21 protein-coding genes and 1 tRNA gene are annotated in these 20812 nt (G+C 58.4%); 9 read left to right on the forward strand and 13 right to left on the reverse strand.

What is annotated here, in order from left to right; genetic code table 11:
- From exbB to yghX, 4 genes are all read left to right on the forward strand, one after another.
- On the forward strand, nt 1-732 hold the full coding sequence (gene exbB, locus ABLV52_RS15790; RefSeq protein WP_004174395.1) for a tol-pal system-associated acyl-CoA thioesterase: 732 nt from the start codon (nt 1-3) through the stop codon (nt 730-732).
- A 6-nt stretch (nt 733-738) separates the two neighbouring features.
- Nucleotides 739-1164: a TonB system transport protein ExbD gene (gene exbD, locus ABLV52_RS15795; protein WP_002916785.1), complete on the forward strand. Its 426-nt coding sequence runs from the start codon at nt 739-741 to the stop codon at nt 1162-1164.
- Nucleotides 1165-1304: 140 nt separating this feature from the next.
- Nucleotides 1305-1799: a TIGR00645 family protein gene (locus ABLV52_RS15800; protein ID WP_004105804.1), complete on the forward strand. Its 495-nt coding sequence runs from the start codon at nt 1305-1307 to the stop codon at nt 1797-1799.
- A gap of 120 nt (nt 1800-1919) precedes the next feature.
- On the forward strand, nt 1920-2807 hold the full coding sequence (yghX, locus tag ABLV52_RS15805; RefSeq protein ID WP_023323279.1) for a YghX family hydrolase: 888 nt from the start codon (nt 1920-1922) through the stop codon (nt 2805-2807).
- Between the two features lie 95 nt (nt 2808-2902).
- Here the strand turns inward: yghX and yghU are convergent, their stop codons facing one another.
- Entirely contained in the window at nt 2903-3769 is an 867-nt protein-coding gene (gene yghU / locus ABLV52_RS15810) for a glutathione-dependent disulfide-bond oxidoreductase (protein ID WP_348890589.1), read from the reverse strand.
- A gap of 47 nt (nt 3770-3816) precedes the next feature.
- Nucleotides 3817-4377, reverse strand: coding sequence for a thioredoxin domain-containing protein (locus ABLV52_RS15815; protein WP_348890590.1), 561 nt, complete (start codon nt 4375-4377; stop codon nt 3817-3819).
- A 20-nt stretch (nt 4378-4397) separates the two neighbouring features.
- Between ABLV52_RS15815 and ABLV52_RS15820 the strand changes: the two genes are divergently transcribed.
- The 3 genes from ABLV52_RS15820 to ABLV52_RS15830 all read left to right on the forward strand — a co-directional run bounded on the left by ABLV52_RS15820 (nt 4398) and on the right by ABLV52_RS15830 (nt 7794).
- The gene (locus ABLV52_RS15820; protein WP_032454061.1) at nt 4398-4520 is read left to right on the forward strand and encodes a hypothetical protein; all 123 of its coding nucleotides are present in this window, start codon (nt 4398-4400) and stop codon (nt 4518-4520) included.
- Between the two features lie 76 nt (nt 4521-4596).
- Nucleotides 4597-6462, forward strand: a complete 1866-nt coding sequence (gene gss / locus ABLV52_RS15825) for a bifunctional glutathionylspermidine amidase/synthase (RefSeq protein ID WP_060590330.1) — start codon at nt 4597-4599, stop codon at nt 6460-6462.
- Between the two features lie 150 nt (nt 6463-6612).
- Entirely contained in the window at nt 6613-7794 is a 1182-nt protein-coding gene (locus ABLV52_RS15830) for a PLP-dependent aminotransferase family protein (protein ID WP_032454059.1), read from the forward strand.
- Nucleotides 7795-7989: 195 nt separating this feature from the next.
- Here the strand turns inward: ABLV52_RS15830 and ABLV52_RS15835 are convergent, their stop codons facing one another.
- The 3 genes from ABLV52_RS15835 to ABLV52_RS15845 form a co-directional block, all read right to left on the reverse strand.
- Complete coding sequence (locus ABLV52_RS15835) at nt 7990-8178, reverse strand: hypothetical protein (protein ID WP_004205204.1); 189 nt, start codon at nt 8176-8178, stop codon at nt 7990-7992.
- Nucleotides 8179-8383: 205 nt separating this feature from the next.
- Entirely contained in the window at nt 8384-8722 is a 339-nt protein-coding gene (locus ABLV52_RS15840) for a hypothetical protein (RefSeq protein ID WP_023291012.1), read from the reverse strand.
- An 86-nt stretch (nt 8723-8808) separates the two neighbouring features.
- The gene (locus tag ABLV52_RS15845; RefSeq protein WP_032454058.1) at nt 8809-9411 is read right to left on the reverse strand and encodes a short chain dehydrogenase; all 603 of its coding nucleotides are present in this window, start codon (nt 9409-9411) and stop codon (nt 8809-8811) included.
- A gap of 97 nt (nt 9412-9508) precedes the next feature.
- Here ABLV52_RS15845 and ABLV52_RS15850 point away from each other — a divergent pair, with 97 nt between their 5' ends.
- Nucleotides 9509-10420 carry a LysR family transcriptional regulator gene (locus ABLV52_RS15850; protein ID WP_348890592.1) on the forward strand — a complete coding sequence of 304 codons (912 nt, stop codon included), beginning with the start codon at nt 9509-9511 and terminating at the stop codon, nt 10418-10420.
- Here the strand turns inward: ABLV52_RS15850 and ABLV52_RS15855 are convergent, their stop codons facing one another.
- The 4 genes from ABLV52_RS15855 to ABLV52_RS15870 all read right to left on the reverse strand — a co-directional run bounded on the left by ABLV52_RS15855 (nt 10421) and on the right by ABLV52_RS15870 (nt 14246).
- Nucleotides 10421-11569 (reverse strand): PLP-dependent aspartate aminotransferase family protein, encoded by a 1149-nt coding sequence (locus tag ABLV52_RS15855; RefSeq protein WP_044524710.1) that lies wholly within the window; start codon nt 11567-11569, stop codon nt 10421-10423. It lies immediately after the preceding gene.
- Between the two features lie 10 nt (nt 11570-11579).
- Nucleotides 11580-12956: a cystathionine beta-synthase gene (locus ABLV52_RS15860; RefSeq protein WP_348890593.1), complete on the reverse strand. Its 1377-nt coding sequence runs from the start codon at nt 12954-12956 to the stop codon at nt 11580-11582.
- A gap of 395 nt (nt 12957-13351) precedes the next feature.
- Nucleotides 13352-13427 (reverse strand) — tRNA-Phe (locus ABLV52_RS15865).
- Nucleotides 13428-13532: 105 nt separating this feature from the next.
- Entirely contained in the window at nt 13533-14246 is a 714-nt protein-coding gene (locus ABLV52_RS15870) for a DUF554 domain-containing protein (protein ID WP_023291007.1), read from the reverse strand.
- A gap of 419 nt (nt 14247-14665) precedes the next feature.
- Between ABLV52_RS15870 and ABLV52_RS15875 the strand changes: the two genes are divergently transcribed.
- Nucleotides 14666-16804 (forward strand): ornithine decarboxylase, encoded by a 2139-nt coding sequence (locus tag ABLV52_RS15875; protein ID WP_023291006.1) that lies wholly within the window; start codon nt 14666-14668, stop codon nt 16802-16804.
- A 43-nt stretch (nt 16805-16847) separates the two neighbouring features.
- On the opposite strand, the gene ABLV52_RS15880 is transcribed toward ABLV52_RS15875, so the two are convergent.
- The 4 genes from ABLV52_RS15880 to mutY all read right to left on the reverse strand — a co-directional run bounded on the left by ABLV52_RS15880 (nt 16848) and on the right by mutY (nt 20784).
- A complete protein-coding gene (locus tag ABLV52_RS15880; protein WP_023291005.1) occupies nt 16848-18101 on the reverse strand; it encodes a nucleoside permease in 1254 nt (417 codons plus the stop codon).
- 190 nt (nt 18102-18291) lie between these two features.
- Nucleotides 18292-19374 (reverse strand): membrane-bound lytic murein transglycosylase MltC, encoded by a 1083-nt coding sequence (gene mltC / locus ABLV52_RS15885; protein ID WP_002916629.1) that lies wholly within the window; start codon nt 19372-19374, stop codon nt 18292-18294.
- A gap of 48 nt (nt 19375-19422) precedes the next feature.
- Complete coding sequence (locus ABLV52_RS15890; protein ID WP_004105744.1) at nt 19423-19698, reverse strand: oxidative damage protection protein; 276 nt, start codon at nt 19696-19698, stop codon at nt 19423-19425.
- Nucleotides 19699-19725: 27 nt separating this feature from the next.
- Nucleotides 19726-20784, reverse strand: a complete 1059-nt coding sequence (mutY, locus tag ABLV52_RS15895) for an A/G-specific adenine glycosylase (RefSeq protein ID WP_017899765.1) — start codon at nt 20782-20784, stop codon at nt 19726-19728.
- Nucleotides 20785-20812: the final 28 nt, after the last annotated feature.

The following is a 20812-nucleotide window of genomic DNA, read 5'->3' on the forward strand; positions in this document are numbered from 1 at the left end:
GTGGGTAATAATTTGATGCAGGCGGATCTCTCCGTTTGGGGTATGTATCATCATGCCGATATTGTCGTTAAGGTGGTGATGATTGGCCTGATTCTGGCGTCGGTCGTCACCTGGGCCATCTTCTTCGGTAAAGGGGCGGAAATCCTCGCCAGCAAGCGTCGCCTCAAACGTGAACAGCAGCAGCTGGCGGAAGCCCGCTCTCTCGATCAGGCCAGCGATATCGCCAGCGCCTTTGAGGCGAAAAGCCTCACCACCCAGCTTATCAATGAAGCGCAGAACGAACTCGAACTCTCCGCCGGTGCCGAAGACAATGAAGGCATCAAGGAACGAACCGGTTTCCGCCTTGAGCGCCGCGTCGCGGCCGTCGGTCGCCATATGGGGCGCGGCAACGGCTACCTGGCCACCATCGGCGCCATTTCGCCGTTCGTGGGCCTGTTCGGCACCGTCTGGGGCATCATGAACAGCTTTATCGGCATCGCCCAGACCCAGACCACCAACCTTGCGGTGGTGGCGCCGGGCATCGCGGAAGCGCTGCTGGCGACAGCTATCGGTCTGTTCGCCGCCATCCCGGCGGTGGTCATCTATAACATCTTCGCCCGCATGATCGGCAGCTATAAGGCCTCGCTTGGCGACGTCGCCGCTCAGGTCCTCCTGCTGCAAAGCCGCGACCTGGACCTCAGCGCCAGCGGCGTGAAGCCGGTGCGCAGTGCGCAGAAATTACGGGTAGGTTGATCGGCTATGGCGATGCGTCTTAATGAAAATCTGGACGATAACGGCGAAATGCATGAGATCAACGTGACGCCGTTTATCGACGTCATGCTGGTTCTGCTGATTATCTTCATGGTAGCCGCGCCGCTGGCGACGGTCGACGTGAAGGTCAATCTGCCGGCCTCCTCCAGCCAGCCGCAACCGCGACCGGAAAAACCTATCTACCTGTCGGTGAAGGCGGATAAGAGCATGTTCCTCGGCAACGACCCGGTGACCGAAGCGAATATGATTAACGCCCTGGATAGCCTGACCGCCGGCAAAAAAGATACCACCGTCTTCTTCCGCGCGGATAAAACCGTCGATTACGAGACGATGATGAAAGTGATGGATACCCTGCATCAGGCGGGCTATCTCAAGATCGGGCTGGTGGGCGAAGAGACCGTCAAAGCCAAATAACCCGATGCTTTTCCTGAAAAGGCTGGCCGCGCGCCGGCCTTTTTTATTGTCCTCTGCCAGCGAAGTGTTGGCCTGGCGTTGCCATCACGTTATCTGTCTGAGATATAATGTCGCTTCTTTTTGTTAACTGACAGGATCTTATGGAACGCTTTCTGGAAAATGCTATGTACGCCTCGCGCTGGCTGCTGGCGCCGGTTTATTTTGGCCTCTCGCTCGGTCTGATTGCGCTGACCATCAAATTTTTTCAGGAGATCTTCCACATACTGCCGCATATTTTTAGCGTCAGTGAGTCGGATATGATTCTGACCCTGCTGTCGCTGGTGGATATGACCCTGGTGGGCGGTTTGCTGGTGATGGTGATGTTCTCCGGGTATGAAAATTTTGTCTCGCAGCTGGATATTAACGAGGGTAAAGAAAAACTCAGCTGGTTGGGCAAAATGGACGCGACGTCGCTGAAAAATAAGGTTGCCGCCTCCATCGTGGCGATCTCCTCTATTCACCTGCTGCGGGTGTTTATGGATGCGAAAAACGTTCCGGACAATAAGCTGATGTGGTACGTCATCATCCACCTGACCTTTGTGCTGTCGGCCTTTGTGATGGGCTACCTCGATCGTCTGACCAAAGTGAAACACTGATCCTTTCTCTCCCGGCGGCGTTAGCCGCTGGGCTGTTTCTCCCCGTTTCTGCTGTTCTGCGCTGGCGTATGTCCGGGCTTCTGCTTTGCTTAAAGGGCGCTTAACAACGGAGGCAGGGTGATGACGCGATTAACGGCCAAAGATTTCCCGCAGCAGCTGCTCGAGTATTATGACTACTATGCCCACGGTAAAATCAGCAAACGCGAGTTTCTCCAGCTGGCGGGGAAATATACCGTCGGCGGGATGACCGCGCTGGCGCTATTTAATCTGCTGAAGCCCGACTATGCCCTGGCAGAGCAGGTACCGTTCACCGACCCGGATATCCGCCCGGAGTATATTCATTATCCCTCTCCTGACGGCCACGGCGAAGTGCGGGCTTACCTGGTGACGCCGACGAAAATAGCCGACAAAGCACCCGCCGTGGTGGTGGTGCATGAGAACCGCGGCCTGAATCCCTATATTGAAGACGTCGCCCGGCGGGTGGCGAAAGCGGGATATATCGCGCTGGCGCCGGATGGCCTGAGCGCCGTCGGCGGCTATCCGGGGAATGATGATGAAGGCCGCGCGCTGCAGCAGAAAGTCGATCCCGTGAAGCTGATGAATGACTTTTTTGCCGCGGTCGCGTTTATGGCGAAGCATCCGCAGGCGACGGGGAAGGTTGGTATCACCGGTTTTTGCTACGGCGGCGGCGTCAGCAACGCGGCGGCGGTCGCCATTCCGGAGCTGGCCTGCGCGGTGCCGTTTTACGGCCGCCAGCCGCCGCTGAAGGAGGTCGATAAAATTAAAGCGCCGCTGCTGCTGCATTACGCCGGACTCGATAGCGGCATTAATGAAGGTTGGCCCGCCTATGAACAGGCGTTGAAGGAACACCATAAAGTCTATGAGGCCTATCTCTATCAGGGCGTGAATCACGGCTTTCATAATGATTCCACGCCGCGCTACGATCGGGCTGCGGCGGACCTGGCCTGGCAACGCACGCTGGCATGGTTTGAGAAGTATTTACGCTAGCGCAAACGTCATAAATAGCGCTACCGCTCGCTTATGGCGGGCTATCGGCTGGAAAGCTAAAAACCGGAGGCGGGCGCCTCCGGTGGGTCAGCGCGCTACGCCTGGCGCTTATCTTCCGTTTGGGTGTCAAAGTCGCGGGCATCGTGGCGCTCATGCAGCTGCTCATTGAGCGGGCCGTTGGTGCGATTAACGATGCGTCCGCGCTTGACGGCGGGGCGGTTGCCGACATCCTGCGCCCAGCGCAGCACGTTGGTGTAGCTCCCGGCGTCGAGGAACTCCGCCGCGTTATAGACATTGCCCAGCACCACGTTGCCATACCATGGCCAGACCGCCATATCGGCGATGGTATACTCCTCGCCGGCCACATAGCGACCGCGGGCGAGCTGTTTGTCCAGCACGTCGAGCTGGCGTTTGGCTTCCATGGTAAAGCGATCGATCGCGTACTCGAGCTTCACCGGCGCATAGTTATAGAAGTGGCCGAAGCCGCCGCCGAGGAAGGGCGCGGCGCCCTGCAGCCAGAACAGCCAGTTAAGGGTTTCAGTGCGGCCGGCGGGATCCTTCGGCAGGAAGAAGCCAAATTTTTCCGCCAGATAGAGAAGAATGTTGCCGGATTCGAATACTCGGGTGGGCGGCGTGGTGGAGTGATCGCTCAGCGCCGGGATCTTCGAGTTCGGGTTGATGTCGACAAAGCCGCTGGAAAACTGATCGCCTTCGCCAATGCGTATCAGCCAGGCGTCGTACTCCGCGCCGCTGACGCCCAGCGCCAGCAGCTCCTCCAGCATGATCGTCACCTTCTGGCCGTTGGGCGTGCCAAGTGAGTATAGCTGGAGCGGATGGGTTCCCACCGGCAGGACGCGTTCATGAGTCGCGCCGGACACGGGACGGTTGATGTTGGCGAACGCGCCGCCGCTGTTTTGCTTCCATTCCCACACTTTTGGTGGCTGGTAGTTTTGCTCTGACATGCTGGTTTGCCTTTTTCGTGGATGTACAAAAAGTGTAGCAGGTGACCTCAGGCCATAATCCGCGCGGCCCACACGCTGACATCATCGCCGCTGCCCAGATCCGGCTGCACCAGACCATTGACCATAAAGGTCGGCGAGACATGGATGCCGTTCTGGCGGGCATATTTGCTGTGCCACTTGATCACGTCCTGCAGCTCCGGGCGGGCAAAGGCGGCCCCCAGCAGGACGTGACTGTAGCGCTCAATGCGTTCAATGATTTGCTGCGGCGTGGCGTTCATGTTCGGCCCGCTGCAGTGATCGGTAAATTCAAACTCTTCCCGATGGTCTGCCACGGCCTGCATCACCTTATGCGCCTGCTCTCTGCCATGCGGCAGGGTGGACGCGGCGAGGATGCAGCGGACAATCACCCCGGAGAACAGATGCCACGGCTGCGACTGCAGCCGTATCTTGATGGTTACGTTATCGGCGCCGACCTCATCGAGCAGATCGTCGAGTTTATAAAACGCGCGGACAGAGTAGGGGCAGGTGGGCTCAAGGAACACCTCAAACGTCCGCGGGCCGTGTCCCCAGACCAGCGGTTGGGCATTCAGATGCGAGGGTGTGCTCATTGTCGACTCCTGATGTTGCGTTGTTTTTTTGTTATATCACCGATAACGATATCACTTCTGCTTTCGGCTGCAGGGTTATTTTCCTTAACGGCACGATTAGCGAAACGAATGAGTGGTATCATCGTTACACCTCTGTCTGGTAAGTGCCTGCGGCAGGATAAGAAGAGGGAGTTTTGTTTCGCCAACTGCCCGGGCTGCATTTATTTGAGGTCAGGCTAAATGAGCAAAGGATCGACAAGCAGTGACGCCCCGTTTGGGACATTGTTAGGCTACGCGCCCGGCGGCGTGGCAATTTATTCATCGAATTACAGTAGCTTAAATCCGCAGGACTATCCGGATGACGCGACGTTTCGCAGCTACATCGGCAATGAGTATATGGGGCATAAATGGCAGTGCGTTGAATTTGCGCGCCGCTTTCTGTTCCTGACCTACGGGTTTGTCTTTACCGATGTGGGGATGGCCTATGAAATCTTCTCCCTGCGCTTTCTGCGCGAAGTGGTCAATGACAATATTCTCCCGCTGCAGGCCTTCGCCAACGGCTCCCGTCGTCCGCCGATCGCCGGTTCGCTGCTGATCTGGCAGAAGGGCGGCGAGTTTAAGCACACCGGCCACGTCGCGGTGATCACCCAGCTTGTCGGCAATAAGGTGCGTATCGCCGAGCAGAACGTCATTCACTCGCCGCTGCCGCAGGGCCAGCAGTGGACCCGCGAGCTGACCCTCGAGGTCAACGCCGGCCGGTACACCATCAAAGATACCTTTGCCGATACCGAAATTTTAGGCTGGATGATCCAGACCGCCGATACCGAACACAGCCTGCCGCAGCCGGTGCTGCCGGGCGAGGCGATGGCGATCAAGGGCGCGCGGCTGCCGAACAACGGCCAGTTCCGCGGCAAATGGCTGAACGAGAAAGATCCGCTGCAGAAAGCCTACGTGGCGGCCAACGGCCATTTTATCAATCAGGATCCCTATCAGTATTTCACCATCAGCGAAAGCGCCGAACAGGAGCTGATTAAAGCCACCAACGAGCTGCACCTGATGTATCTGCACGCCACCGATAAGGTAATGAAGGATGATAACCTGCTGGCGCTGTTTGATATCCCGAAAATCCTCTGGCCGCGTCTGCGTCTCTCGTGGCAGCGCCGGCGTCATCATATGATCACCGGGCGCATGGATTTTTGCATGGACGAGCGCGGGCTGAAGGTGTACGAGTACAATGCCGACTCCGCCTCCTGCCATACCGAAGGCGGGCTGATCCTCGAGCAGTGGCTGAAGCAGGGCTACTACGGCACGGGTCACAATCCGGCTGAAGGTCTGCTCGATGAGCTGGCGGGGGCGTGGAAACACAGCCGGGCGCGGCCTTTCGTGCACATCATGCAGGACAAGGATCTGGAAGAGAATTACCACGCGAAGTTTATCCAGCGTTCGCTGACCCAGGCCGGTTTCGAGAGCAAAATTCTCTTTGGCCTCGATGAACTGCGCTGGGATGCCGCCGGCCAGCTGATCGACGCCGACGGGCGGCTGGTCAACTGCGTCTGGAAAACCTGGGCATGGGAAACCGCCATTGAGCAGGTGCGCGAAGTCAGTGCCGATGAGTACGCGGCGGTGCCGATTCGTACCGGACATCCGCAGAATGAGGTGCGACTGATTGACGTCCTGCTGCGTCCTGAAGTATTGGTATTCGAACCCCTGTGGACGGTGATCCCGGGCAACAAAGCGATCCTGCCGGTGCTGTGGTCGCTGTTCCCGCATCATCGCTATCTGCTGGATACCGATTTTGTGGTTAACGACGAGCTGGCGAAAACCGGTTATGCCGTGAAGCCCATTTCCGGACGCTGCGGGAACAATATCGATCTGATCGGGCCTCAGGATGAGGTTCTGGATCAGACCAGCGGCCAGTTTGTCGATCGTAAGAATATCTACCAGCAGCTGTGGTGCCTGCCGAAAGTGGATGGCAAGTATATCCAGGTGTGCACCTTTACCGTCGGCGGTAACTACGGCGGTACCTGCCTGCGCGGCGATTCGTCGCTGGTGGTGAAAAAAGAGAGCGACATAGAGCCGCTGATCGTATTGAAAGATAAAGCGTGATGTGCTGACCCCGGATAGCGGCTCGCGCCCTGTCCGGGGAAAGCGCAGAGACACGAACCAGGATAGCCCGGTCCGGTAAGCGCCGCCGGGGACCACCTGCAACAAAGCCAAGATAATTAACACAACAACAAGACAGAAAAGGAAAATAGTATGCACGATCGGCGTCTCGCCGCCCGCGCGGGTGAACTCAAGCCCTCCGCCGTCCGCGAACTTCTTAAGCACAGTAAACTGCCGGGCGTGATCTCGCTTGGCGGCGGCATTCCGGCCCCGGAACTGTTTGATACCGAAGGCCTGGAGCTGGCGGTGCAGAAGGTGATGAGCGAGCGTTTTCATGACGCATTTCAGTACGGTCTGACCGAGGGCTACCCGCCGCTGCGTCAGGCGGTGAGTGAAATCTGCCACTCCCGTGGCGTGACCTGTTCAGCCGCTCAGGTCTATATCACCTCCGGCTCCCAGCAATCGCTGGATATCGTTGCCCGCACGCTGCTCGATCCAGGCGATACTATCGTCGTTGAGCGACCCACCTATCTGGCGGCGCTGCAGGTGTTTCAGCTGGCGCAGGCCAATATCCTCAGCGTCGATACCGATGATGACGGGATGCTGGTGGAGCAACTGGCCGACCTGCTGGAGACCACCCGCGTCAAAGCCGTCTACCTGGTGCCGACGTTCGGCAACCCCGGCGGTAAAACGCTGAGCGAGGCGCGTCGTCGCCGGCTGGTCGAGCTGGCGAAAAAATATGACTTCGTCATTCTGGAAGACGATCCCTACGGTGAAATTAGCTTTACTGACGCCGTGCGACGTCCGCTCTATCAGCACGCCGTTGAGCTGGGCTGTGAAGATCAGGTGGTTTACACCTCGACGTTTTCAAAGATCCTCGCGCCGGGGATGCGTATCGGCTGGATCGTCATGCCGGACTGGCTGGCGCAGCAGACGGTGATCGTTAAGCAGGCGGCGGATCTGCATACCAATATGCTGTCGCAGGTGATCACCGCGGAATACCTCAGCCTGAACCGGCTGCAAAATCAGATTGCGTTGATTCGCGAAGACTATCGCAAGAAGTGCGTGGCGCTGGCCGACGCGCTGGAGAGTCGCCTTGGCGAGCATCTGGAATTCAGCCGCCCACAGGGTGGGATGTTCCTGTGGGCGCGTTTCCGCTATCCATTCGATACCATGGCATGGATGAAGAAAACGCTGGAAAACGGCGTTGTGTACGTCCCGGGGGAAGCGTTCTATCACGATAATCCGGATACCCGTACCCTGCGCCTTTCCTACTCCACGGTGTCGGAAGCGGGGCTGCTGACCGCCGTTGAGCGGCTGGCGGCCTCCCTGTAACGACCCTGCTGTGCGCCGCTAAGCGGCGGCGCACCCTCTTCGCCTCAGTAGCGAGAGGGGGTGACGCTAGCGTTCAGCGCAGGGGTCACTCCGTATCGGCGATGCGATCATCCAGCCAAACCAACATCAGCGCTGCGAGAAAAGCCACCGCCAAGGTACCAATAAACAACCACATAGATGTCCCTCACGGGTTAATTATTTTGCTGATTTTACCGGAGAGCGATCGTTTCGGTCGGAGATGGAGATTTTTGTCCCAGCCGAATGGCTGGCGAGAGAGAAAAAGTCATCGGCATCAATATCGAAGTTAAGAATAATTTCCCTGTATTCCCCACCGTTAATTAACGCTTTGGCTTCTTTAACACTACTGGCAATAATGACAGGCATCAGTTTTATCTCATTTTGAAAACTGAGAAGCAAAATAAGAGTTAGTTCGTACCAGATCAACTACTTTTTATCGTATGCGACCGCAGAAAAAAACGTCATCCCGTGGCCCGGCGATAGAGGAGGATTTTGTGACAGCGATCGGCTCATCAACAGCGGGATCTTATCGGACGCTGGGACGGGCTGCTGTTTCGCCAGCCCGCCGGGATTATTCACCCTGCTGTTTTGCCCGTAATATCTCGCCGCAGCGCTGCCGGTCCTGACGCAGCGTCTGCTGTTCCTGCGGGCTGAGCTGATGCCAGGTGTCCAGCATCCGCTGCCCCAGCGCCGGCAGGTAATGCGCTTTATGCAGCGCGTAGTCAGAATTCCCCCCCTCGACGATGTTTTGCATATCGTCGAGGAACTGGCGGCTGTCGTCATGATCGATCACGCAAAATACCGCCCGGTAGTAAGCTTCGTCTTCCTCGGTGTAATGCGGGGTGAACCACCAGACCAGCAGCGCGGTAAGCGCCAGCAGCGGGATAATAAAGGGTAATTTTTTCAACATCAGTTTTTCGGCCGGAGACAATCAGCCGTCAGTGTACCTGCAACGACGTCAGGATGTAAGCGCCGGCCCCGGCGGGCCGGCACAGGCTAGTAGCCGACCGGGTAAATGCGGCCGGTCTGCACTCCTTCAATGCTGCGGCGATAGGCCTGCGCCACGGCGGCGGCAGGGACGCTGGCAAAGCCCGGGAAAAAGTCGCCGTAGGCCGCCAGCGACTCGCTGAGCACGGTGGGGCTGATGAGATTAATGCGGATCCCGCGCGGTAGTTCGCAGGCGGCGGCGCGCACAAAGCCTTCCAGACCGGCGTTAACCGTCGTGGCATTAACGCCCTGAGCAATCGGCTCCTGCGCGACAATGCCGCTGACCAGAGTAATCGACCCGCCGTCGCGCAGGAAATGCTGGCCGATCAGCGCCAGGCGAATTTGCCCCAGCAGCTTGTCCTGCAGACCGAGGTTGAACTGGCTATCGGTCATGGTGCTTAACGGCCCAAAGTGCAGATTGCCGGTGGTGGAGACGATGGCGTCTACTTCGCCGGTCTGCGCAAACAGCGCCTCGACGCTCCCCTGGGAGGTAATATCCACCTGATAATCCCCCCGGGTGCGGCCGACGCGGATAACGTCATGTCTCTGGCCCAGTTCTTCGCTGACCGCGCGACCAATGGTGCCGCTGGCACCGATAACGATAATTTTCATGGCTGACTCCTCGTGAGGTGAAAGCCTATTCTTTAATAAAACGGATATCGGATAAACTGGCTAAAAGTTAGAACATTACTAACCAGAGGTTAGCAATATGGATAAGCTGCGAGGGATGGAGACGTTTATTGCCGTGGTGGAGTGCGGCAGCTTTACCGGGGCGGCGTTGCGCCTGGGGCTGTCGGCGGTAATGGTCGGGAAATACATCGCCCAGCTGGAAACCCAGCTGGCGACGCGTCTGCTGGAGCGTAACACCCGACGCCAGAGCCTTACCGACGCAGGGCGGGTCTATTTTGACGAAGCGAAACGGGTGATGGAGCAGGTCTCCATCGCCGAAAGCGCCGTTGAGCGGCTGCGGCTGGCGCCCGCCGGCACCCTGCGGGTGAGCGCGCCCACCTCGTTCGGCGCCAGCGTGATCGCCCCCCTGACCGCCACCTTTCTGCAGGCCTGGCCAGCGGTCCGGGTGGAACTGGATCTGACCAACCGGATGGTCGATCTGGTGGATGAAGGTTTCGATCTGGCGATCCGCATTGGCGAGATCCATCAGGAGGATCTGGTGGCCCGCTATCTGGCGCCCTATCGGATGGTGATCTGCGCCGCGCCGGCTTATCTGGCGCGTTACGGAACGCCAGGGACGCCGGAAGATCTCGCCGATCATCTCTGCCTGTCCCATACGGTCTGGACCGCCCGCAACGAGTGGCGGCTGCCGGGCATGGAGGGGGAAGTGCGCTGGAAGCGCGATGCGGTTTTGCGCTGCAACGATGGCTATGCGCTGCGCCAGGCGGCGATCGCCGGGGCCGGGCTGCTGATGCAGCCGGAGGTGCTGCTGGCCGATGCGCTGGCCAGCGGCAGCCTGATGCGGGTGCTGGAGGCGTGGACCCCACAGCCGAGGCCTGTACATCTGCTCTGGCGTCAGGATCGCCGGCCCCTGCCGAAGCTGACGCAGTTTATCGCCCACCTCCAGCAGGGAATGGCCGACGCGCTGGCGATGACCCGCGCGTCGGAATAATCACTCCTCCCGTAGCGCCTGCTGCCAGTCGGCAATCAGATCGTGAGGATCTTCGATCCCGACCGACAGGCGGATCAGCTGCGGCGTGATGCCGTTCGCCAGGCGCTTCTCCAGCGGGATCGAGGCGTGGGTCATGCTGAAGGGCTGGCTTACCAGGCTCTCCACGCCGCCCAGACTCTCCGCAAGGGTGAACCAGCGCAACTTGCTGATGATGCGTTCGGCGTAACCGTCATCGCCCTTCACCACGACGGAAATCATGCCGCCGGGCAGGGCCATTTGCTGGCGCGCCAGCTGATGGTGCGGGTGCGAGGCCAGCCAGGGGAACCAGACTCGCTCCACCTCCGGCTGCTGTTCCAGCCATTCGGCGAGCTGCAGCGCGTTCGCGCTGTGGCGCTCCATCCGCAGCGCCAGGGTACGGATGCCGCGTAGCGTCAGGAAGCTGCTGAACGGGTCGAGTACACCGCCTACCGCATTCTGCAGGTAGCCAAGCTTTTCCGCGAGCTCAGCGTTATCGCCAACCACCGCCAGGCCGGCGACGACATCGGAATGGCCGTTGAGGTACTTGGTCGCGGAGTGGACCACAATATCAAACCCATGCTCCAGCGGGCGATGGATCGCCGGCGAGGCGAAAGTGTTATCGGCGACGCTGATCAGGTTATGGCGGCGCGCGATGGCGGCGATGGCGCTGAGATCCGCCAGCTTCAGCAGCGGGTTGGTGGGCGTCTCCACCCAGATCATGCGCGTATCGGGGCGGATCGCCGCTTCAATCCCCGCCAGGTCGTCGGGTTTCACCCAGCTCACCTGCAGACCAGCGCTACGGCGGCGAACGTTTTCCAGCAGGCGGTAAGTACCGCCATACACATCATCGACCGCCACCAGGTGGCTGTCCTTATCCAGCAGCTCCAGCACGGTGGAGATGGCGGCCAGCCCGGAGGCGAACGCGTAGCCGCGCGTGCCGTTTTCCAGGTCGGCGATCGCCGTCTCCAGCGCGTGGCGGGTAGGATTCCCGCTACGGGAATATTCATAGCCGGTATGCTGCCCCGGCGCCGGCTGAGCAAAAGTGGAGGTGGCATAAATCGGCGGCATCACTGCGCCGTGGCTGTCGGTGAAGGTTCCGCTATGTACGCTCAGGGTGTGGATAGATGACATAAAAAATTCCTTATTGTGCGACTCGGTTACGCCAGGCGGTCAGTACATCGCTGCGGGTGACCAGGCCAAGAAAACGCGCGTTGTCAGCGATCACCGCCACCAGACCGCGATCGAGAATGGCCTGCAGTTCGCTCTCTGGCGCACGCTTATCGAGAGTTTCAACATGGCGGCTCATCGCTTCACTGACCGGCAGCGAGAAGCGTTGGCGATCGCCCTTTACGTGGCGGATCAAATCCCACTCATCGACGATGCCGACCACGCGGCCATCCTCCAGCACCGGCAGCTGGGAGATGTCATACAGCCGCATGCGGGTAAAGACTGCGGCCAGGGTGTCGCCCGGCGCGGCCGTGACGGTGGCGCCTTCGTCATGGCGCAGGGCGATAAAATCACTGAGATCGCCCTGTTCGGGGCGGGCGATCAGCCCCTGCTGGCGCATCCAGTCGTCGTTGAACATTTTTGACAGGTATTTATTGCCGCTGTCGCAGGCGAAGGTCACCACCCGCTTCGGACGGCTTTGCGCCCGGCAGTAGCGCAGCGCGGCGCTGAGCAGGGTGCCGGTGGAGGAGCCGGCCAGCACCCCCTCGACCTGCAGCAGCTGGCGCGCGGTGTGGAACGCTTCGCGGTCGCTGACGCGATAGGCGGTATGCACCCCTTCCAGCCTGGCCAGCGGCGGGATGAAATCTTCTCCAATCCCTTCGACCAGCCAGGATCCCGTTTCGCCGTAGCGTCCGGTATCAACCTGATCGGCAAGGATCGAGCCCGCCGGATCGGCGAGGATAAATTCCGTTTTCGGCGAATGTTCTGCAAACCAGGCCTGAAGCCCGCCCAGCGTGCCGCCGGAGCCAACGCCGACGACGATGGCGTCTATGTCGCCCTCCAGTTGCTGGAAAAGTTCTGGCGCGGTGGAGGTAGCGTGCGCCAGCGGATTAGCGTCGTTGTTAAACTGGTCGATGTAAAAAGCCCCCGGCGTTTCATCGGCAAGGCGGCGGGCATAATCCTGGTAATAGGCCGGGTGGCCTTTATTGACGTCGGAGCGGGTGAGCAGCACCGTCGCGCCCAGCGCCCGCAGGTGAAAGATTTTCTCGCGGCTCATTTTGTCCGGCACCACCAGGATCAGGCGGTAATTTTTCTGCGCCGCAATCAGCGCCAGGCCGAGGCCGGTATTGCCGGCGGTGGCTTCGATAATTGTCCCGCCGGGGGCCAGTTTTCCCTGGCGCTCGGCTTCGTTAATCATCGACAGCGCAACCCGATCTTTAATTGAGCCGCCCGGGTTCTGATTTTCCAGTTTTAAAAACAGACTGCAGGGGCCGGTATCCAGTTTGTGCAACTGGAGCAGGGGAGTATGACCGATCAGGTCGCTCACGGAATGAAACAGTGACATAACCATTTACCCACTCGTTTAAGATATTTTTGCATGGTAGGTCTGTGAAATCGGTTATTTAAAGAATATTTCTCTGTCATTTAGCGCAAAATGGAATATAAGATGCTGTTCAGCCATCCGGAGGGAAAGCAGGGTAGCCGCCTGGGCGGATCGATTGCCAGAAAAGGGCGTTTTTAGCCGCTTTTGGCGACAAAAAGACGATTTTAATCAGCGTGTTATATGATATCTGGCAATGTATTTGCGAAAAGATTCTATGGGGAACAGGCCTGCGCTTGCCGTTAAGTGGCAGCGGGCTGGCCAGGAGAAAAGCGCAGCAGGGAAATCACGGGTTTACGCAGTTCGATGGAGAGTCCGGATGCAGAAAAGCAAAAACCCGCCTTTTGGGCGGGTTCTTTAAATAGTGGTGCCCGGACTCGGAATCGAACCAAGGACACGGGGATTTTCAATCCCCTGCTCTACCGACTGAGCTATCCGGGCAACGGGGCGCATTAAACCGTAATCGCCGCGCCTCGTCAACGAAATTTATCTGTTTTGCAGCAGACTGAACAATCTATCACCACATTGCGCTAAAAGCACGCGTCTTCAGGCAAAAAACAGCGTCCAGGCCGCTGAAATCGGCATCGCCAGCACCAGCGCAGGCAGCATATTCACCACGGCAAACATTTTTATTCCGCAGATGCGCAGCCCGGTGGCCACCAGCAGCATACCGCCGACGGCGCTGAAATCCGCCAGCATCATCGGCGTGGTGAGCGGCATAATGATCGCCGCGCAGGCCGCGAGGGTCAGCTGGATAAGCAGCATCGGCACGCTGATGGCGGCGACGGCAATGCCCAGGGTGCAGGCGAAAATGGTGGCGGTGAAAAAATCAAGAAACGCTTTGGCAATCAGAATGCTGGCGTCGCCGGTCATCCCTTCGCGCATGGCGCCGAAGACGCCGGTGCCGCTGGCGCAGAACAGGACGATAATCGCCACATAGCTCTGAATATAGGAGTCATGCGCCGAGGCCTTTTTCTTACCCTTCGATGACAGCAACTGCTGAAGCTGACTGACCAGCGTATTTATGCCTTTTTCCATATTGCATATTTCGCCGAGCAGCGTTCCCACTAGGGTCGACAGCACCATCACCGGCAGATTGGCGCATTTAATCACCAGTAAAATACCGATGCCTAATGACGCCAGGCCAAAAATTGAGGTCATGGATGTGCGGATCCGTTCCGGCAACCGCTGGCTGAGTAAGGCGCCTAACACGCCGCCGACCAGCACCGCGCTGGCATTAATAAAAGGTCCTGTAACCACGCTGACTCCTGTTAAATATCCCTGATAACCGATTGATTATGACGTTAACCCGCCGTGAAAGCTTGTGTATCCGTGATATAAGTGCATACGGTTTTCATCTTGCGCCTGCCAGGGAAAGGTGCCATGATTGCGCGAATTTTCTCCTCCCTGATATGAGGCCGCCGATGACGACACTGCCATTACCTCGCCAGCGACGCCGCGCACAGATGCGTGGGCTGCCTCATCTTGCTACGCTTACCCCTTCGTTCACCATGCGGTGAAGGACACGTATGCTCACTGTAGGGCAACAGTAAGATCGGACGCGTCTGCTTTTACTGATGTCCGGCGGTCGGAGCTGAATCCGTCAGACCCGGACACATCGTTGGGCAAGGTTTCCCTTGTCTGAGATTTTTACACTCCCGATACGGGCATTTGCGCTTATGAAATCCATGCACATTGCCGCCAGCTGCGAGCTGGTCACCCGCTTGTCCACCCACCGTCGCGTTGTGGCGCTGGACAGTACCGATTTTACCGATGTGGCGGCAGTCGTCATCACCGCGGCGGACAGTCGCAGCGGTATCCTTGCCCTCCTCAGGCGTAGCGGATTTAACCTGCCGGTCTACCTGCTGAGCGAGACGGCGGTCGATAAGCCGGAGGGGGTACAGGCGGTGATCGCCGGTAAAGATCAGGAGTGGCTCGAGCTGGAAGCGGCGGCCTGCGATTATGAAGCGCGTCTGCTGCCGCCGTTTTTCAATACGCTGACCCAGTACGTCGAAATGGATAACAGCACCTTTGCCTGTCCGGGACACCAGCACGGGGCCTTCTTCAAAAAGCACCCCGCAGGCCGTCAGTTCTATGACTTTTTTGGCGAAAACGTCTTTCGCGCCGATATGTGTAACGCCGACGTAAAATTAGGCGATCTGCTGATCCACGAAGGGTCGGCCAAGCATGCGCAGAAGTTCGCCGCGAAGGTCTTTAATGCGGATAAAACCTACTTCGTCCTTAACGGCACCTCGGCGGCCAACAAAGTTGTGACCAACGCGCTGTTGACCCGCGGCGATCTGGTGCTGTTCGATCGCAACAACCACAAGTCAAACCATCACGGGGCGCTGATTCAGGCGGGGGCGACGCCTGTCTATCTTGAAGCCGCGCGCAATCCGTTCGGCTTTATCGGCGGCATTGACGAGCGTTGCTTTGATGAGCGCTACCTGCGGGATCTCATCCGCGAAGCGGCGCCAGAGAAAGCCACGGCCGCTCGCCCGTTTCGCCTGGCGGTGATCCAGCTCGGGACCTATGACGGCACGGTCTATAACGCCCGCCAGGTGGTCGATAAAATCGGCCACCTCTGCGATTACATCCTGTTCGACTCGGCGTGGGTGGGCTATGAGCAGTTTATCCCGATGATGGCCGACTGTTCGCCGCTACTGCTGGAGCTGACGCCGGACGATCCGGGCATTTTTGTCACCCAGTCCGTACACAAGCAGCAGGCCGGTTTCTCGCAGACGTCGCAGATCCATAAAAAGGATAACCATCTGCGCGGCCAGGCGCGCTTCTGTCCGCACAAGCGGCTGAATAACGCCTTTATGCTGCATGCCTCCACCAGCCCGTTTTATCCGCTGTTCGCCGCGCTGGACGTCAACGCCAAAATTCACGAAGGCGAGAGCGGCCGCCGCCTGTGGGCTGAGTGCGTGGCGCTGGGCATCGAGGCGCGCAAAGCGATCATCGCCAACTGTAAGATGATTCAGCCCTTTATTCCGCCGATGGTGGCGGGGCGCCCGTGGCAGGATCACCCGACCGAAGCGATCGCCCGGGAGCGTCGTTTCTTCAGCTTCGAACCGGGCGCGCGCTGGCATGGTTTCGAGGGCTATGCCGACGACCAGTATTTTGTCGACCCGTGCAAGCTGTTGTTGACCACCCCTGGCATCGACGCGGAGAGCGGGGAGTACAGTGAGTTCGGCATCCCGGCGACCATTCTGGCGCATTACCTGCGGGAAAACGGCATCGTGCCGGAGAAGTGCGATCTCAACTCGATTCTGTTCCTGCTGACGCCGGCGGAAAGCGCCGAAAAAATGGCGCAGCTGGTGGCGATGCTGGGGCAGTTTGAACAGCATATTGAAGCGGATACGCCGCTGGCCGATGTGTTGCCGACCATCTACAACAAATATCCGGTGCGCTATCGCGACTATACCCTGCGCGAGTTGTGCCAGGAAATGCACGATCTGTACGTCAGCTTTGACGTGAAGAGCCTGCAAAAAGAGATGTTCCGTAAACGGAGCTTCCCGCGGGTGGTGATGAATCCCCAGGATGCCAACCGCGAATTTATCCGCGGCGACGTGGAGCTGGTGCGTCTGAGCGAGGCGGAGGGCCGCGTCGCGGCGGAAGGGGCGCTGCCGTATCCGCCGGGGGTATTATGCGTGGTGCCCGGTGAGGTCTGGGGGGGCGCTGTGCTGCGCTATTTCCTCGCGCTGGAGGAGGGGGTCAATATGCTACCGGGCTTCTCGCCGGAGCTGCAGGGAGTTTATAGCGAGACGGATCCGGACGGCATTAAGCGGCTGTATGGCTACGTGTTGAAGGGATAAAAAAATGCCCCGCCGAACAGGCGGGGCGTTTTACTTTTGCCGATCACGCGCTCTGCTGCGCGGCGGTCGGCTGTCTGACGTGTTTGTATTTGAACAGCGCCACGAAGGCAAAAGCCAGCGCCAGCGAATAGCCGGCGAAAATCAGCCACACGCTCTGCCAGTTAGTGATCCCTTCGACGGTAAAGTGCTCCACCACTTTGCCGCTCACCATGCCACCGAGAATACAGCCGAAGCCGTTGGTCATCATCAGGAACATCCCCTGGGCGCTGGCGCGGATTTCCGGGCGCACCTCTTTCTCAACGAACACTGAACCGGAGATGTTGAAGAAGTCGAAGGCGCAACCGTAGACGATCATCGACAGTACCAGCAGCACGGTGCCGAACGGCGTCGGGTCGCCAAAGGCGAACAGGCCGAAGCGCAGCATCCACGCCACGATACTCATCAGCATGACGTTCTTAATGCCGTAGCGGCTGAGGAAGAACGGGATGGTCAGGATAAACAGGGTCTCGGAGATCTGCGAGATCGACATCAGCACCGAGGCGTGTTCGACGATAAAGCTGCCGGCAAACAGCGGATCTTTATCGAAGCTGTGCAGGAAGGTATTACCGAACATGTTGGTGATTTGCAGCTCGGCGCCGAGCATCATTGAGAAGATAAAGAAGATGGCCATGCGCTTGTTTTTAAACAGCGCGAAAGCGTTAAGCCCCAGCATCTCCGTCCAGCTTTGATTACGCTGGGCGTTAGCCACCGGGATCGTCGGCAGCGTCAGGGTGAACAGCGCCAGCAATACCGACAGCGTCGCACCGATGTACAACTGCATATGGCTCAGCTCAAAGCCGGAGAAGCTGACGCCCCACATGGCGAAGATAAAGCCGATAGTGCCCCAGATACGGATCGGCGGAAAATCGGTAACGATATCCAGCCCCGCCGACTGCAGGCGATAGTAAGAGATGGTGTTAATCAGCCCCAGCGTCGGCATATAGGCCAGTGAGTTGAGGAGGATCACGAGGAACATTTCGCCCGGCGTGGTGACCTGCGCCGCCAGATACAGCGTCAGCGCACCCACCAGGTGACAAACGGCATACACCCATTTGGCGCTAATCCACTTGTCGGCGACGATGCCGAGCAGCGTCGGCATCAGCACCGCAGCGATACCGAGCGAGCTATAAACCGCGCCGATTGCTGCGCCGTCAAACTTCAGGGTGACAAACATGTATGAGCCAAGCGTGGTAAGCCAGCTCCCCCAAAGACAGAACTGCAGGAACGACAGTATTTTGAGCTGCAGCTTAAGATTCATGTAGTTATCCTCACGAATATGGGCTTGTTATGTTTTTAAAATAACATTAAACCCGTTATTTTGATGCGATTCTATCATTCGCCTACCGAAGGCTTCTGTTAACTGCCGCAGAAAACCGAAAGATATTGCACCGTATGGCGCAGAAAAAACGCGGCCTCAGCGCGGGGCTGAGGCCGGTGTCAGGAGGGGGTTATTTACGGCGGTAGCTTTTCTGCGCCGTGTTAACTTTATACAGATAGCGGCGCGATTCCGCCGAAGGATGGCGGGTAGTCAGGGTCTGGTAGACGTCCCCTGGCGCCATGCTGTTGATGATATTGGCCGCCTGGACTTTATCGCTGGAGAAGACCCGCAGCACGCTGCCGGCGCCGCCGTTATAGGCGGTGATCACCGCGTAGCGACGCGAGGTGGGGTTATCGATGCCGGCGAGGTAGACATTGTTCAGCATCGCCAGGTAGGCGGTACCGGTGTCAATGTTATTCGCCGGGTCGAACAGATAGCTGCGGCTTGGCAGGCCCGATTTACCCTGGGAACGGAAGACGTCTCTGCCGGCGCTGTGCTGGACCACCTGCATCAGCCCCATGGCGTCGGCATGGCTGACCGCATAAGGGTTAAAGGAGGATTCGGTCTGCATAATCGCGAGGATCAGCGACTCATCAACCCCATACTTACGCGAGGCCTGACGCACCATGCCGAGGTATTTATGCGCACGTTTGTCGAGGTGGTTCGGCACCAGGTTGATGGTGATGCTGTAGACCACGCGCAGGCCGTTGTTGCGGCTCTTCAGGCGGGTTTGCAGCAGATAGTCGGCAAAGCGCGCGGCGCGCCACTCCCAGCGAATCGATGCCCCGGTGTTATCCACCACCTGGCCATAGAGGAACGGCTCTTTGGAGATCTGAATGTCATCGACATCGGAATAGAGGTCGATGGAGTTGGGGTCATCGCCCATCAGCAGGGTTTTGACGATCGCCTGGCGCAGTCGTCCGCGCGGATCGGTGCCGGCGATGGTCTCGACGGTGATCGTCCCTTCATCGAAGTTGATGTGGCTGCGGGTTTGATACTGGTCGGTGTATTTGACGTAGTCCTTCGGCCCGGCGAGCAGGACTTCGTTGTACCCCCAAATGTTCTCGATGTTGTGGGCAAACTGGCCCATCAGGATATCAAAACCGTTGGTATCCTTGACCCAGGCCTCGTTGTATTCGGCGCCTTTTTTATTGGAGCTGGAACACGAAACGAGCAACGGCGCAATCAGCGCGAGCGCTAAGTATTTTTTCATCATTCCGGGCGTGCGTGTTGTGTTTGTTCTTAAAAGGCCGCAGGGCCCTTACTGTTTTTCCGGCGGCGTATAGCCTTCGATGTGCACGTCTTTCCCTTCAAACAGGAACTGCACCATCTCCTGCTCCAGCAGCTTGCGGTGCTCCGGGTTCATCATGCTGAGCTTTTTCTCGTTGATCAGCATGGTCTGCTTGTGCTGCCACTGTGCCCAGGCTTCTTTGGAGATTTCGTTGTAAATGCGCTTCCCGAGTTCGCCCGGATACAGCTGAAAATCCTGGCCGTCCGCTTCACGCTGCAGGAAGGTACAAAAAATGGTTCTGCTCATAATCAATCCTCTTTGATAGCCGAAAATTTATACCGGCGTTCCGGCTTTTAACTGTTGCAACAAGCGCTCCACGGGGGCCGCCAGACCGACGGACGGCGGCTGCGCTAAGTTATACCAGAGTGCGTTGCCTTCATCCATGCATGCGCCAGATGAGTGCACTGTAAGCCACATCGGCACAATATCCAGATGGAAATGGCTGAAAGTGTGGCGAAAAGCGGTGAGCTGCGTCAGATTATCGGCCTTAATCTGGCGCTGTGCCAGCCACTCGCGCAGGCCCGCTTCGTCGGCAAACTGCGGAAAACAGAACAATCCGCCCCACAGGCCCACCGGCGGACGCTGGGCGAGAAACACCTCGTCGCCGTGCTGCATCAGCAGGAAATAGCCGGTGCGTTCCGGAATGGTCTGCTTCGGTTTTTTGCCCGGATATTCTGCCCATGAATGATTGGCGTAGGCCACGCAGCCGTTGCTCAGCGGGCACAGTTCGCACTTCGGCTTCGAGCGGGTGCAGACCATCGCCCCGAGATCCATCATCGCCTGGTTAAAGCGCTCCACGCCCTTCGCCGGCGTGACCGCTTCGCTGATCTCCCACAGCCGTTTTTCCACCTCTTTTTTCCCCGGCCAGCCGCTGACAGCATAGCAGCGGGCGAGCACGCGCTTCACGTTGCCGTCGAGAATCGGATAATGCTGACCGAGCGAAAGGGATAAAATGGCCCCCGCCGTTGAGCGCCCGACGCCGGGAAGCGCCGCCACTTCGTCAAAGGTCTGCGGGAATTCGCCGCCGTGCTGCGTTGCCACCTGCTGCGCCGCTTTGTGTAAGTTGCGCGCCCGCGCGTAGTAACCCAGTCCGGTCCACAGATGCAGCACCTCATCCAGCGGCGCGTTGGCGAGATCGACCACCGTGGGGAAACGCGCCATAAAGCGTTCAAAATACGGGATAACCGTGGTCACCTGGGTTTGTTGCAACATCACTTCGGAGAGCCATACTTTGTAGGGCGTCTTGGCGATTTGCCAGGGCAGGGTTTTACGCCCGTATTTGTCGTACCAGTCCAGGACCTGGGCTGAAAATTGCGTGGCGAGAAAAGTCAAAGCTACGGCTCCGGGATCGCGATTACAG

The organism is Klebsiella sp. GB_Kp056 (genome assembly GCF_040064755.1).
In the GTDB taxonomy this organism is placed as follows: domain Bacteria; phylum Pseudomonadota; class Gammaproteobacteria; order Enterobacterales; family Enterobacteriaceae; genus Klebsiella; species Klebsiella quasipneumoniae.

What these genes read in the sequence shown, in the direction of transcription:
- ABLV52_RS15830 (WP_032454059.1), top strand. Translation starts at nt 6,613, where the DNA reads ATGCACGATCGGCGTCTCGCCGCCCGCGCGGGTGAACTCAAGCCCTCC.
- ABLV52_RS15890 (WP_004105744.1), bottom strand. Translation starts at nt 19,698, where the DNA reads ATGAGCAGAACCATTTTTTGTACCTTCCTGCAGCGTGAAGCGGACGGC.
- exbD (WP_002916785.1), top strand. Translation starts at nt 739, where the DNA reads ATGGCGATGCGTCTTAATGAAAATCTGGACGATAACGGCGAAATGCAT.
- ABLV52_RS15880 (WP_023291005.1), bottom strand. Translation starts at nt 18,101, where the DNA reads ATGAATCTTAAGCTGCAGCTCAAAATACTGTCGTTCCTGCAGTTCTGT.
- ABLV52_RS15860 (WP_348890593.1), bottom strand. Translation starts at nt 12,956, where the DNA reads ATGGTTATGTCACTGTTTCATTCCGTGAGCGACCTGATCGGTCATACT.
- yghU (WP_348890589.1), bottom strand. Translation starts at nt 3,769, where the DNA reads ATGTCAGAGCAAAACTACCAGCCACCAAAAGTGTGGGAATGGAAGCAA.
- gss (WP_060590330.1), top strand. Translation starts at nt 4,597, where the DNA reads ATGAGCAAAGGATCGACAAGCAGTGACGCCCCGTTTGGGACATTGTTA.
- ABLV52_RS15840 (WP_023291012.1), bottom strand. Translation starts at nt 8,722, where the DNA reads ATGTTGAAAAAATTACCCTTTATTATCCCGCTGCTGGCGCTTACCGCG.
- ABLV52_RS15835 (WP_004205204.1), bottom strand. Translation starts at nt 8,178, where the DNA reads ATGCCTGTCATTATTGCCAGTAGTGTTAAAGAAGCCAAAGCGTTAATT.
- ABLV52_RS15850 (WP_348890592.1), top strand. Translation starts at nt 9,509, where the DNA reads ATGGATAAGCTGCGAGGGATGGAGACGTTTATTGCCGTGGTGGAGTGC.
- ABLV52_RS15875 (WP_023291006.1), top strand. Translation starts at nt 14,666, where the DNA reads ATGAAATCCATGCACATTGCCGCCAGCTGCGAGCTGGTCACCCGCTTG.
- ABLV52_RS15855 (WP_044524710.1), bottom strand. Translation starts at nt 11,569, where the DNA reads ATGTCATCTATCCACACCCTGAGCGTACATAGCGGAACCTTCACCGAC.
- yghX (WP_023323279.1), top strand. Translation starts at nt 1,920, where the DNA reads ATGACGCGATTAACGGCCAAAGATTTCCCGCAGCAGCTGCTCGAGTAT.
- ABLV52_RS15815 (WP_348890590.1), bottom strand. Translation starts at nt 4,377, where the DNA reads ATGAGCACACCCTCGCATCTGAATGCCCAACCGCTGGTCTGGGGACAC.
- ABLV52_RS15800 (WP_004105804.1), top strand. Translation starts at nt 1,305, where the DNA reads ATGGAACGCTTTCTGGAAAATGCTATGTACGCCTCGCGCTGGCTGCTG.
- mltC (WP_002916629.1), bottom strand. Translation starts at nt 19,374, where the DNA reads ATGAAAAAATACTTAGCGCTCGCGCTGATTGCGCCGTTGCTCGTTTCG.
- ABLV52_RS15845 (WP_032454058.1), bottom strand. Translation starts at nt 9,411, where the DNA reads ATGAAAATTATCGTTATCGGTGCCAGCGGCACCATTGGTCGCGCGGTC.